The 13,857-nt window shown below is 38.0% G+C and carries 13 protein-coding genes; all 13 read right to left on the bottom strand.

Translation table 11 applies throughout. The features are described from left to right. Positions 1 to 314: 314 nt before the first annotated feature. The 13 genes from ulaG to ACMZ6U_RS06175 all read right to left on the bottom strand — a co-directional run bounded on the left by ulaG (position 315) and on the right by ACMZ6U_RS06175 (position 13,783). Positions 315 to 1,406, bottom strand: coding sequence for an L-ascorbate 6-phosphate lactonase (gene ulaG / locus ACMZ6U_RS06115; protein WP_416107138.1), 1,092 nt, complete (start codon positions 1,404 to 1,406; stop codon positions 315 to 317). A gap of 161 nt (positions 1,407 to 1,567) precedes the next feature. Beyond that, complete coding sequence (locus ACMZ6U_RS06120; RefSeq protein ID WP_416107140.1) at positions 1,568 to 3,241, bottom strand: BglG family transcription antiterminator; 1,674 nt, start codon at positions 3,239 to 3,241, stop codon at positions 1,568 to 1,570. A 142-nt stretch (positions 3,242 to 3,383) separates the two neighbouring features. Next, positions 3,384 to 4,094, bottom strand: a complete 711-nt coding sequence (locus ACMZ6U_RS06125) for an L-ribulose-5-phosphate 4-epimerase (RefSeq protein WP_416107142.1) — start codon at positions 4,092 to 4,094, stop codon at positions 3,384 to 3,386. Then, positions 4,094 to 4,960 carry an L-ribulose-5-phosphate 3-epimerase gene (locus ACMZ6U_RS06130; RefSeq protein ID WP_416107158.1) on the bottom strand — a complete coding sequence of 289 codons (867 nt, stop codon included), beginning with the start codon at positions 4,958 to 4,960 and terminating at the stop codon, positions 4,094 to 4,096. The genes ACMZ6U_RS06125 and ACMZ6U_RS06130 overlap by 1 nt, the downstream gene beginning before the upstream one ends. 4 nt (positions 4,961 to 4,964) lie before the next feature. Then, positions 4,965 to 5,630 carry a 3-keto-L-gulonate-6-phosphate decarboxylase UlaD gene (locus ACMZ6U_RS06135; RefSeq protein WP_416107144.1) on the bottom strand — a complete coding sequence of 222 codons (666 nt, stop codon included), beginning with the start codon at positions 5,628 to 5,630 and terminating at the stop codon, positions 4,965 to 4,967. Positions 5,631 to 5,744: 114 nt separating this feature from the next. Next, complete coding sequence (locus ACMZ6U_RS06140; protein WP_415671067.1) at positions 5,745 to 6,230, bottom strand: PTS sugar transporter subunit IIA; 486 nt, start codon at positions 6,228 to 6,230, stop codon at positions 5,745 to 5,747. Between the two features lie 52 nt (positions 6,231 to 6,282). Continuing rightward, positions 6,283 to 6,561: a PTS sugar transporter subunit IIB gene (locus tag ACMZ6U_RS06145; protein ID WP_115129685.1), complete on the bottom strand. Its 279-nt coding sequence runs from the start codon at positions 6,559 to 6,561 to the stop codon at positions 6,283 to 6,285. 38 nt (positions 6,562 to 6,599) lie between these two features. Then, entirely contained in the window at positions 6,600 to 8,039 is a 1,440-nt protein-coding gene (locus tag ACMZ6U_RS06150; protein WP_416107146.1) for a PTS sugar transporter subunit IIC, read from the bottom strand. A 317-nt stretch (positions 8,040 to 8,356) separates the two neighbouring features. Beyond that, on the bottom strand, positions 8,357 to 9,763 hold the full coding sequence (lacG, locus tag ACMZ6U_RS06155) for a 6-phospho-beta-galactosidase (protein ID WP_416107148.1): 1,407 nt from the start codon (positions 9,761 to 9,763) through the stop codon (positions 8,357 to 8,359). A 72-nt stretch (positions 9,764 to 9,835) separates the two neighbouring features. Then, positions 9,836 to 11,533 carry a lactose-specific PTS transporter subunit EIIC gene (locus ACMZ6U_RS06160; RefSeq protein ID WP_416107150.1) on the bottom strand — a complete coding sequence of 566 codons (1,698 nt, stop codon included), beginning with the start codon at positions 11,531 to 11,533 and terminating at the stop codon, positions 9,836 to 9,838. Then, entirely contained in the window at positions 11,533 to 11,850 is a 318-nt protein-coding gene (locus ACMZ6U_RS06165) for a PTS lactose/cellobiose transporter subunit IIA (RefSeq protein ID WP_416107152.1), read from the bottom strand. Before ACMZ6U_RS06165 ends, ACMZ6U_RS06160 begins: the two co-directional genes overlap by 1 nt. Then, a complete protein-coding gene (locus ACMZ6U_RS06170) occupies positions 11,850 to 12,704 on the bottom strand; it encodes a PRD domain-containing protein (protein WP_416107154.1) in 855 nt (284 codons plus the stop codon). Before ACMZ6U_RS06170 ends, ACMZ6U_RS06165 begins: the two co-directional genes overlap by 1 nt. Positions 12,705 to 12,886: 182 nt before the next feature. Then, positions 12,887 to 13,783 (bottom strand): aldose 1-epimerase family protein, encoded by an 897-nt coding sequence (locus ACMZ6U_RS06175; protein ID WP_416107156.1) that lies wholly within the window; start codon positions 13,781 to 13,783, stop codon positions 12,887 to 12,889. Positions 13,784 to 13,857 lie beyond the last annotated feature (74 nt).

Consider the following 13,857-nt stretch of genomic DNA (forward strand, 5'->3'; position numbering starts at 1 on the left):
CATGAGTTTCATCATGTATGTGAGATTAGAAATATGAACATCATATTGTTGACTAATCCGAGGCCACGACATTCCGTTCTTTCTCAGCTCATATATTTCTAGTTTATCTTTATAACTTAACTTCATAAGAAAAACACCCCAATCGTTAGATTTTGTGTCTAACTTTTGGGGTGCAGTTCACAAGTGGACGTTTTTTTCTTAAAGTTTAAAGTCATGTAGATGACAAGCAAATTGAAACATCGATAAAAAGTCTATTTTTTAGCCTTAACATCAAAAAGTCCAGTTCCTTGAACTGGACTTCTCTTCCATACTTTCTACAGCAAAGCTTTAAATTGAATATCTGAATCTTCTAAGAAATAATCGTCGAATCCACGTGGGTGATGATATTCGATGCGGTCTTTATCTTGAGGGTATGTATATTTTCCACCAACTTCCCAAATGAATGGGTGGAATTTGTATTGTAAACGTTCTTTACGCATTTTCCAGAGTTCCAAAATTTCATCCGTTGATGCCATAAAGTTTGACCAGATATCATAATGGACTGGAATAATAACTTCAGCACCAAGATTTTCAGCCATTCGAAGAAGATCAATAGAGGTCATCTTATCTTGGATACCAATTGGGTTATCACCATAGTTGTTAATAGCTACATCAATCTTGAAATCACGCCCATGTTTGGCAAAATAATTTGAAAAATGAGAATCTGCCCCGTGATAAATGGTTCCACCAGGTGTTTCAAAAATATAGTTTACAGCCTTGCTTGCCATAAGCTCATCACTTACTGGAAGTCCTGATAAACTATTACCATTTTCTTCGTAACCTTCAATAGGAAGTGTCACCAGGCAAGTACGATCAAAAGATTCAACAGCTGTCACTTTGATGTCTTTAAACTCAAAACTTTCGCCTGGTTTGATGACTTGAATGCGGTCTTCAGGAACGCCCCAACCTTTCCAAATATCGGCACAACCACTTGGCCCTACAAACTTCACATGATCAAGTTTGGGATTATTCAGGATCGCTGCTGACGTGGAAATATCCATATGGTCTGAGTGCACATGAGATACTAAGTAGTAGTCTAATTCATTAATGGCGAAAGGATCAATAACCATTGGTTGGACACGTAAGTTTGGTTGGAGTTTACGAACGCCAGCCATATTCGCCATCTGATGCCCCCAGATCATATCTTTCACTTTCTTCGTAGCTTTCCCACGATTTGCCCAAAGGTCCATCACCACATTAGCGCCACCAGGGGTTTTAATCCAAACACCACAGTTACCTAGCCACCACATAGCAAAGTTTCCTTCTGCTACAACCTCCTCTTCGATTTCTTCGTTCAACCAAGTTCCCCATTCTGGAAAAGTTGATAAAATCCATGTTTCTCGTGTAATATCCTTAACATTTGGCATAAAAAATCCTCCAATTTACTTCCTTGATAATTTAAGTATATGCCTATCTGGCCTAGCAAAAAAGACCAAGAAATACACACCCTTGTGTTCAAAAATGGATGTTTTGTATTGTTAAACATCTAAAAAGCACAACTCATCTTGAGCTGTGTTTACCTTGTTGATCATAACTTTTCTTGTGACATCAAGTCTGAAATCACATCTTGATAAATAACTTGTTCCAGAGAGGCAGCTAGTTGGTCTGTATGGTCACAATGAGGAGCAAACTGTTCAATACAGTGCTTTATTTTTTCTTGAATCCCTTCCTTATCCCAGGGTTGATAATTCCCCTGATTGACTCTAAGAACTCTGATAAGGTCATCGTCTGTCATTAATGGATTAACAAAAACTACCGGAAAGGCTGTCTCTAAACTATCTTGCGTCGATATAATAAGATTTATATCTAAAAGATCCTCTACACTTTGAAATTGTTCTGTTGTCAAAACGGCTTCAATTTTTAAAGAGGGGATAAAGCGTTGCGTTCGGTTTAAGAGAAATTTCTGTATCGCAATTCCGTCATCACTAACTATGATAGCTTTCTTTTGATGATAACTATCTTTCTGGCGACGAATAGCCCCTCCGATATGGATAACCAAGAAAGCAATTTCATCCTCGCTTAAGCTTACCTGCCACTCTCCTTCCAAAAGATAGATTGTTGAGGCTACCATGGTATAAAGGCGCTCATATTTTCCTTTAATCGTCTCGGTTAAAGGATTATAACTAGGAATACCGTATTGTTTACGGTAGAGCAAAGACTTACAATGCATTAAAAGTTGCTTTTCTAGTTCCTCTTTATTGGCAAAGTGACTACCAAAATGCTCTTGAAAATAAGTCAGATAGGTGGCTATAGTATGTCTTAAACTGTCGTAGTCACTACTTTCTAAATGAGTATCCCTATCCTTTCTAAAAGAAAGCATTAGTAAAGTGATGATGTCAATTTCTAAGGGATCTAAAGAAATCCCAAAATTTTTAGCAATAGCGACATCTAAATCCTTAACAAATTGAAATTCCAAACGCTTCCGAACTGGCGCTAATTCTTGCAATAAAAGCTCCCTAAAACTTTCTGGGCATTCCAATTTACGATAAGCTAAAAGAAGATAAGGAAGGCTGTTCACCAAAAAGTGTCTTTCCTTTTGATTTAAGGTTTTCCCCAATTTTGTTTCTGCCTCCAAAAAATAACGACGAATAAAATGACAGAGGTCTTCTGATAACAAAAGATGCGTTTGGTTGATGAGCTTTAACTGTTCAAAGACGATGGCTGAAAAATTGTTAGAACTCCTTTGCTCCACAGATAGTAAAAGTCCATAACAATATTGTATAAAAGCCATGGGATGACCCTCAAAATGATAGCCCTTTGCTTTTGTAACTGACAATTTTATCCCTAATCCTGCTTCACTCAAGCGAGTTCTTAACTGATTCAAATCGCTTAGTACAGTATTTCTAGATACCTGACAGATATCAATGAGTTGATCAATAGTCATTCGATCTATACTTGTTGCAATCACTAAAGTGGTCAACATCAAACGCTCATCGGCACTCATCACGTAGAAATAGGAATCCGTCTGATCAAGCAGCTCTTGACAAGCAAGCTTTTGTTCTGAACTTAGTAAAACACCCAGTCTAGGAATACTCGTAATTGGAGCTACGTCATGAGGCAAGGAATCATTTATTTTTTCTAAATGATAATAAATTTTACGGCGCGATTGATGCAAGTAATCAGCAATAAAACTAATGGTTTGATGTTGATCTAATGCCACTAAATAAGCTAATAAATCATAACTTTTTTTATCTAATAACAAAAGCTACCTCCTTCTTTCAAAACTTAATTATACCCCATTCAACAGCATGATTGAGCTTTCTTAGAAAATTCCCACAATAGCATCATTTATGAAAAAGATAAATAGGAGCAGACGCGTGCCTTGCTCCTCTATCTTTTCTACATCAATTATTTTTTTGCCCATAATAAGCATTGGGTCCATGTTTTCTTAGATAGTGTTTATCCAAAATATACTGAGGGGCATTCTCAACCTGCGGATTAATGCTTTCAGTCAATCGGTTCATTTTTGCAACTTCCTCAAGTACCACTGAGTGATATACGGCTTGAGCCGGATCTTTCCCCCAAGTAAAGGGACCATGATTTCGAACAACAATCCCTGGAACAGCTTCCGGATCAAGACCACGACGCGTAAACTCTTCGATAATAACCATTCCCGTCTCTTTTTCATAAGCACTGCTTACTTCTTCTTCACTCAATGAACGCGCACAGGGAACAGGACCATAGAAATAATCCGCATGAGTCGTTCCATAAAAAGGAATATCTCGACCTGCCTGTGCCCATCCAACTGCTTCGGTTGAATGCGTATGAACAATACCACCGATTTCTGGCCATGCTTTATAAAGCTCTACGTGAGTTGGTAAGTCAGAAGATGGGTTCAAATCCCCCTCCACAACCTTACCTTCTAAATCGGTGACAACCATATTTTCTGGCGTTAATAGGTTATAGTCAACACCTGATGGTTTAATAACGATTCGGCCAAGTTCTCGGCAAACTTCAGAGACATTTCCCCAAGTAAACTTCACCAAACCATGATCTGGCAAAGACTTATTAGCTTGACAAACGCGCGCTCTCATTTCTTGTAAATGTTTAGCCATTAGATAACCTCTGCTTTCTTCATCAATGGGTATAGAAAATCTTGAGCTTCTTTGATCGCAGCTTTTGTCCCCTCAACCGTTTCGCAATTCTCAGACCACATTTCAATCAAAAATGGTCCCTTATAATTGCTACGTTTAATGACTTCAAACATTTCTTCCCAATTAACACACCCTTTTCCAAAAGGGACATCTCGAAACTGACCACTTGAGTTTTCCGTAACAGGATAGGTATCTTTCAAGTGAAGAGCAGCGATGGATCGATGACCATTATAGAACTCACTCCAAAGGTCATTATGCCAAGCTGAAACATTACCCGTATCTGGATAGACAAACAAGTACGGTGAATCAACTTCTTTTTCAATCGCCAAATATTTTTCAATGGAATTGATAAAAGGATCATCCATAATTTCAATCGCTAAAATCACTTGAGCTGCTTCAGCCCAATCGCATGCTAGTCTGAGATTTTTGATGAATCGTTCCCTTGTTTGAAAAGATTTATCCTCATAGTACACATCATAACCTGCCAATTGAATCGTTCTAACACCCAAATCTTGTGCCAGTTCAATACATTTTTTCATAAGATCAAGTGACTTTGCTTCAATGGCAGGATCATTTGAACCTAAAGGGAAACGCCTATGCCCCGAAAAACATATGGTTGGGATGCGAACACCTATCTCAAAAATCGCTTTAACAATTTCAAGACGCTCCTCTTTTGACCAATCAAGCCTTGCCAAGCGTTCATCTGTCTCATCTATAGACATCTCGACAAAATCAAATCCTAACTCCTTAGCAAAATTCAAGCGTTCAAGCCAAGTGAAATGCTTTGGCGTTGCCTTTTCGTAAATACCAATCGGACGGCTACTCATCACATCACCCCCAAATGCGGCGAATTTCATCCTTGAAATCACGCGCTGCCTGTGCAGGATTTTCAGCCTCGGTAATGCCTCGCCCAGCAATAAAGGTGAAGACATCCACGCCTTCAAATAATTTCAAGGTATCTGTCGTTAGACCACCAGTAACAGAGACTCTAAAGCCCATATCAATGAGTTTTTTGACCTTATTTAAATCCTTTGCACCCCATGTTTCGCCCGCAAGAAGGGCATCACGAGATTGATGGTAAATAGCTTGTGAAATACCTGCATCGAACCACAATTGAGCTTGTTCAAAAGTCCAATCACCGTATAATTCAATTTGAATCTCGGCGCGATCACCGCGAACTTCTTTAATGGCTTCTAAGGCTGCTTCCATTGTCGGAATGGTTGCTGAGCAAATGCAAGTCATCCAGTCTGCCCCACGGTTAGCGTTATTTTTTGCAACCGTTCCTCCAGCATCAGCACATTTTGTATCTGCAACAATAATTTTATCTGGAAACAAGCTTCGTAAGACCTCTACTAGCTCGCTTCCCACTTGTAACAGACAGACTGTCCCTGCTTCGATAACATCAACTTCTTGCCCTACTGCAACTGCGGCTTTAATAGCTCCTTGTAAATCAGAATGGTCCAGTGCCACTTGTAAATTTGGAATTGATTTTACCATGTTTAAACTCCCAGACTTTAAAATAGCTAGAGCGACGCCAAATACAAATCGTCGTTTCCCAACTATTTTACAAAAGCCTTATCCTTTCTTTATCTTTAAAAACGTTCCTATTTCTTAGCTATCCAAATCTAATCCTTCTAAATAAGGACTGTTTTTAGATTCCTCTACCATTTTCAATACTTCCTCTGGATTTTGACAAGCCAACAGACGGTCTATAGCATTATCTAGTTCAAAAAGAGCTACAATCTGTGGAATAGCTACCGTCGTATGAATAGAAGGGTCAGTAGCTGCCAAGGTTAGGAATACAGAAGCCTCTTTGCCATCAGAAAAGGTCACTGGCTTTGTCAAAGTAATCAGTGCAAAGGCATTTTTGAAGACCCCTTTACCAGCTTCCGCATGCGGCATTGCCATACCAGGCATCAAAACATAATAAGGACCATACTTTTCAGTAGATGCAATAATGGCATCATAGTATTCTGAACTGGCTGCTCCGCTATCTATCAATGGTTGAACAGCTAATTGAATCGCTTCTTGCCAAGTGTCTGCGCTTAGTCCTAGTCTGATTGAACTATTTTCCTTAAAAGATTGTTGTAAATTCATCTGTTTCCCTCAATTCAGTTATAGGATAAGGGTTGGTTCCCCAACCCCATCATTATAGAATTTCGCTTAATTTTGTTTTGATTTCATTATCATCCATCAGGTTATCAAGTCCAACTAATTTACCGTTAGTTCGTCCTTCTAATTCATGGATAAGATGATTGGATGCGACTACGATGTCATAACCAGAAGCTAATCCTTTTGCTTCACCAACTGAGCAAGATGCTGATTGAATATCATTGACACCTAAATCTCGAAGGGCTTTTTCAACCTTCATTTTGATGACCATTGAAGATCCCATACCATTACCACATGCTGTTAATACTTTTACCATTATTTTTTTCCTTTCAATTTTAAAACTGTAACTAACTATTACTCACCTTGAACGTCACCACGATAATAAGCTTCTTTATCTTTTGCTTTAGCGTATTGAAGTTGAGGAATGATCAAGAAGAAAAGACATGCTATAACATAACCGATAATGCCAAGGTATTTAAAGAGATAACCAATTGGCAACCAAGGAAGCACTAAGTCGATATTGCCATGATAACCACCTGTCAAACCGAGCAAGGCAACCGCAACTGCTCCCAGAGCGACTTGAAGTACACCCGAGATAAATGAAAGAGCTACAGCTGCTTTCCAACCACCACGTTTATCTGCATAAACGGCAATAGCTGCATTATCAAAGAAAACAGGTACAAAGCCAGTAATGATTAGAATTGGATTCTTAAAAATAACCAACAAGGCAATCGTAATGAGTTGTCCAATCAAACCAAATGCAAATCCTGATAGAACAGCATTTGAAGAACCAAATCCATATGAAGCTGCAACGTCAACCGCTGGGAATGAACCAGGAAGCAATTTGCTTGAAATACCTTGGAAAGCATTGGTCAATTCAGCAACGAACATACGTACACCTTGCATCAAAATAAAAAGGTAAACCGAGAAAGTCAATGCTGTTTGAAGGACATACATGAAGAAAGCCTGTTTCTCAGGAACATAAGAACCTGAGCCAATCAATTCGGCATTTGACATGATTTCGGGACCAAGAACAGCAAGGATACCACCGAAGAAGACCAACATCAAGGTTGCTGAAGCTACCACTGTATCATGGAAAATATTCAAGAAAGTCGGTAATTTTAAGTTATCCAGATTTTCTTCTTTTTTACCAAAAATTGGGGCAACTTTGTCCACAAACCAAATGGCAAACTGCTGTTGGTGACCGATGGCAAATCCACCACCGCCTGTCAAACGTTGGGTCGGCTCAACTGTCATATTTGAACTAACAGCCCAGTAAAGTCCACAAATGATACCAACCGCCCATGATCCGAAAGCATTTTGGAATTGAGGAATCAACAACAATACAAATACCGAAATCGTTGCTGCCTGTTGTACCATGATATGACCTGTAATGAAGAGTGTTCTAACTTTTGTCACTTTACGTAAAGCAACCATAAGGATGTTAATCCCAAAGCCAATGAGAAGTGCGGTTGTTGCCACACTGATGAAACCCATTGTTTCCAACTTAGCATTGGCAGCTGCTAAACCAAAGTAAGGATCAATAACGGCCGCTTCTAACTTGAATTTTTCGGCTAGTGCTACCAAAATTGGTCGGAAAGTATTAACCAATCCACCTGCACCAACATTCAAAATCAAATAACCAACCGTCGCTTTGATAAAACCTGCAAAAACATCATGCAAAGGCTTTTTCAAAAGTAAATATCCAATTAGAACCAAAAGTCCTACAAAAAATGCGGGGTTTTGCAAAATATTTTGCGAAAACCAATTAAGGGGAGCTAGGAGTATATCCATTCTGACTACCTCTTTCCATTAATTATTATGTTTTCTATGGTTTTATTATATTTTTTGTAAACGCTTTAAAAAAGACCAAGAATCACACACTAATGTGTTCAAAAATGGGAGGGATAAAAAAATGCAAAAAAATCCTTGATTATCTCTCAAGGATTTTTCTTTTCTATCAATAGTTTCTAGACCACTCATATCTTTCTGACAAACTTCTATAAAAATACTAGGCCACTACTATTAACTTGTATTAAAGTATCTTTTTACATTCATTCTTTCTGATATCTGTAAGAGATATCTAAAAACTTTCGACTCTTATTGTAAATTTACTTGATCTCTTTCGTTTCGGCAATCCCTTTATACCAATAAGCACTTTTCTTAGGATAACGTTCTTGAGTCTCAAAATCAACATAGAAGAGACCGTAGCGTTTCTCATATCCATTTGACCATGAGAAGACATCCATCAGAGACCAGATGAAGTATCCTTTAACGTTAGCTCCATCTGAAATAGCATCAGAAATCACTTCCAAATGTTTTTTTACATAGTCAATACGACCATCATCATAAACGGTTCCATCTACAAATTCATCTTTATACCCCAGACCATTTTCAGTAATGTAAATCTTTTTATAGTTAGGATAGTCGGCTTTTACACGCATGATTTGATCATATAGACCTTGAGGGTAAATAATCCAATCCCAATCTGTTTTCGGAACATTTACTGGTGCTTCTCTTCTACCAACACCTTTAATTTGGTATTTGGAACTTCCTTTTTCACCTTTACCGTTATGAACGATTTCAGTCTTACCATCAAAAGCTTGCATCCAATCACTCATGTAGTAATTAATTCCAAGGAAATCATTCAAATCTTTAGCCGCTTCGAGAATAGCAAAGTCTTCTTCACGAAGATCTAATTCACCTCCGTTTGCTGCTAAAATGTGCTGAACGCCTTCCATTGTCTTCTCAGAATAACGGCCAAGGTAAGTCGCATCCAAGATAAATTTATTGTGAATAATATCTTCAAGTTCAGCTGCTCTAACATCATCAGGATTGTTAGCATCAAATGGATACTTAGTTGGAAGTGCATGGACAACACCAATTTCACCTGAATAGCCACCATCTTTAAAAAGTTTCACAGCGCGAGCATGAGAAACCATCATATTATGATGAGATTGGAAGACCTTTGCTAAATCATATTGGATACCTGGAGGAAACTTACCAACTAAATATTGTCCGTCACCAATAGGTCCAATTTCGTTAAATGTTGTCCAATAGTTAACTTCTGAGAATTCTTTAAAACAGAATTCTGCATAATTTACAAAATGTTCAATGTTCCCACGATTGAGGAAATCACCATCTGAGTGGAGAGCTTCTGGTGTATCAAAATGGTGAAGTGTAACAAAAGGCTCAACGTGACGCTTATGACACTCTGCAAAAAGATTGTGGTAGTATTCTACTCCTTTAGGGTTAACTTCTCCTTTTCCTGTTGGAAAAATACGAGACCAGGCAATAGAAATACGGATGCCGTTGACACCAAATTCTTCACTAAGTTTCAAATCGACTGGATAACGATTGTAAAAGTCACTTGCTGGTTCAGCAGTATACCAATAGTTGTCTTCTAAGTATTTATCCCAAGCTACTGGCCCTTTGCCATCTGTGTGGGTAGCACCTTCAGCTTGGTAAGCAGCTGTAGCACCACCAAAAATAAAATCTTTAGGCAATGTTTTAGTCATGATATACCTCTTCTAAATTTTCATTTCACTATAAAGGAAGATTGAGTACCCCCAACCTTCCCTAGTGAAATATTATTTTTCCATCTGTTCTTTAACGAAGTCCAATGCACCTTGACCATCGCGAGTCAATTTGATGTATTGAGCCCCTTCTGTTTTAGCTAATTTAATATCAAGTTTATCAGTTTCCACTTTCATATCTTCATAGTTAGAAGCTACTTGAGGTGCAAGGATAACAAGTTGATATTGTGGTAAAATCTCACGGTGAGCACCATAACTTCCTGCTGCTGCAGTGACAGGTGAACCATATTCTTTAGCTGCTTTATTCAAAGCATTTGCTAATAAACCACTTGTACCACCACCGGCACAAAGAACGAGAACATTAGTTTGATCAGTGATTTCTTTAGTTTCTTTAGCTGCTGATTTTTCAAGAATAGCATCAGCTTTCTTAGTGTCAAAGTTTGCTGCAACTTTTTCTTTAAGGGCATCTGATGAATTCGTACCTGCTGCTTCTTCAGCAAGAATTTGCTCATCATATACTTTCAAGAATGGGTAGTAGATGATGACATCAACTACGATTAACAAAGCTGCCAAAATGAATGCTAGCACTTGGAAGTTTGTACCAAGGATAAGACCCAATGGAGCTGGTGTTGTCCAAGGCAAGTTTGCAGTGAAACTGTTCATTCCAAGCGTGTCAATGAAGAATTTGAAAATCCATACATTGACAATTGGTGCTAAGATAAATGGGATAAAGAAGATTGGGTTCAAAACAAGTGGAGCACCGAACAAGATAGGTTCGTTAACACCGAAGAATGTTGGAACAACTGATGCACGTCCAATTGCTTTATTACGTTTTGATTTTGTTAACCACATGAACATAAATGGAACGACAAGTGTTGCACCTGTACCACCCATGGTAACGATGAACATTTGAGTCCCTGAAGTCAAGATCTTGTCCGCATGTTCACCAGCTTGAAGTAATTGAAGGTTGGTTTCAGCATTTGCGTAAGTAATCGCTGCAATGGCTGGTTCAACAATAGAAGGTCCATGGATACCAACAAACCAAAAGAAGGCAAATGCACCGAAGATAATGGTAATTCCAACATAACCATCTGCTGCTTGGAACAATGGTGCAAGAAGTTTACCAATTGACTCCGCAACATTAACACCTAATGTAGCATGAACAATCAATTCAATGATATAAAGTAGTACAACTGATAACGTAAATGGAATCAAATCCTTAAATACTTGAGAGATATTTGGTGGTACCTCTTCAGGCATGCGGATTGTAACATTGTTTTTCACACAGACTTTATAGACATTTACGGTGATAAAGGCTGCAATGAAGGCTGTTAATAAACCTTTCGTTCCCATAAATCCAGTTAAGAAACCACCGTCTTTTGCTGGATTAGCTGCCATAAGTAGAAATCCTACAATAGCAGCGAGCATGGTTGAAATAAAGTTAATCTGGTTAGTGCTAGGCAATGAACGGTTCATTGAATCGGTTAATGCTTTCGCAGTTGTACCAGCCACAAACAAGCCTAAAATACCCATTGAGTAATTGTATGGCGTCATCAAGAGATTCTCAATGTCTTTGCTCCAATGGAAACCCCATGCATTTGGAACATAAGCAATCAAGATAAAGATACTTGAAAACAAGATGACTGGCATTCCAGCGATGAAACCATCACGTATAGCACGTAAGTAGATATTACGTGAGATTTTCTCGAAAAATGGTTTCCCTTTTTCAATTTGAGCAATTAGTTTATTCATTAGTTTGTACCTCTCTTATAAAGTTCAATCATATGTTTCATCATATCTTTCAACAGCATAGTTGTCATCAAGTGATCCTGACCATGCACCATAGTGAAACTTAACTCCAAATCCTCACCATTTGCTTCTTTTGTTAATAGGGTTGTTTGAGATTTATGAGCTTCAATAATACATTGGTTTGCAGCTTCAACAAGTGCTTCAGCTTCATCATATTCTCCACTCTCCGCTTTTGTTAAAGCTTCTAGTAATTTAGAACGAGCATCCCCTGCATATGCCACAATCTCAAAACCTAACATTGTCATTTCTTCTCTGTTCATTATTTTTCTCCTTTTGATAATAATTTATTCAAATGAATAGCTAAATAAATAAGTTCTTCTTGATTCGCTTTAACGCCTAAACTGTTTTCGATAGTATTTAAAATCTCAGAAGCTAGGTTATAGGAATGATGGTAATTCTCCCTAATATGATTAGATAACTCATAATCTAAGCGCTCCTCAACTAGAGCTTCTTTATCATAAAGACGATTGACTAAATAAGTTAAATGAATCATACAACGGTCATAAAAATTTTGATTCATTCCTTCTCTGGAAATACCCGCATTCTTCAACTGATTTTCTACTAAAGTTAGTATTGTTTTACGGTCGTTCTTATCTTGTTTAATGACATTAATATCTTCACCTTTCGCATTTAAAAAATGTAAGGCTATGCGACCGATTTCATCATCTGGAAACAAATTAGATAACCTATCTCTAAGCACCTCTAAAGCCTCTGTCGCCATTTTGTATTCTGTTAAATAGGTGTCCGATAAATTTGGTAATTGACTTCTTTGATATCTCCCTTCTCTCAAAGACTGATACGAACAAAAGATATGATCCGTTAAAGTGATATAAAGGTAATCTTGAACTGGATAGGCGTATTTTGAAGTCAAATGATCTATCAAGTCATAGCTAACCCGGATGACATCTAGGGGCATATCTCTTAGTAACAGTAAAAAACTTTCTTTAGATTCATCATTTCGAAGCGAAAAAATCTTTTCAATCTTAGAGCCAGGGATGATATCTCCCTTTTTCTTGTTAAATACCAGGCCTAGCCCCATGACTACAGCTTGTTGCTCATCTTCATCCTTTACTAAAGCCACGTTATTATTGAGCGCTTTTATTAAACGGTACATTTGACCTCCTCTCAAAGTTAAAATAACAAAAAAAGAGACTACAATTAAGTCAAACTGTACAAAACAGCTCGAACTTACTTGCAGTCTCGCCTAGTCTTACTAGTCACGATCTACTTTTATCTTTTTGTTGATTTTATTATAGCAAATCATCTTTATTATGTAAACCCTTACAAGTGAAAAAATTATAGAATCTCAATACTAAATGCGTATGCCTTGCTTTCTCCTGGTTCTAACCATTGTGTGTTGATTTTTTCATCAAAATAATCCGTTTCATTTTTGGAGGTTGACATGCCTAACCATGGTTCCAAGGCAACGAATGGTCCTTTATTAGCAGTTGACCAAACCACTAGGAAGGGAAAATCTCCAAGATGAAGATTCAATCCTTTGTCATGATTTTTAGAGCGCAAGCTTATGGTTTGAGACTCTAACCGATCTAAAACAAGGGTATCCTCTTTGAAAAGGTCATAGGTCAGCTCAAGTTTATCAACATTTTCCAGGCAAGGACTTCTATCATCTAAATCTACTAAGCCCGTTTCTGGAAAAACGCGAGGTACTGTCAATGTTTCTGGCTTTTCAAATTGTAAATAATAATCTTCATAAGCTTCATTTGTCAAAAGCGGACAGTTAAAGCCTGGATGTCCTCCCAAAGTAAACGGCATCCGAACGTTTCCTTCTTTATTTGTTACTTCATAACTAATCCTAATGCTTTTGTCCTGCAAAGTATAACGACTACTTATTTGGAAACGATAAGGAAAAGAAGCGTACATCTCATCAGTACTTTCCAGTGTGTAGACTACTTCATTTTGAGAGACTTGCTCCCCTTTAAAGTGACACTTTCGGACCAAACCATGACGAGGCATTGACCCTTTTTCAAGTCCCTTGCCATTTTCAGGATAATAGGCTCCATCCTCTCTCAAACTACCACATATCGGAAAAAGCAGCGGTGCTTGACCACCCCAATAAGTTGCATCCCCTTGCCAAAGATATTCTAGGCCATCAGCATCTTTGATTGAGGTTAATTCCCCGCCTAAATCTTTAAACGCTATTGTCAAATGCTTATTACTTAAACGCAGTCCCATAAAAATCCTCCTTAATCAAAAATGAAGAGAAGCACCGCCTCCCTCCATGATTTTAACGCCTTTAATTCACCTTT

Origin of the sequence: Streptococcus pluranimalium (assembly GCF_047785745.1) — a bacterium.
Lineage (GTDB): Bacteria > Bacillota > Bacilli > Lactobacillales > Streptococcaceae > Streptococcus > Streptococcus pluranimalium_B.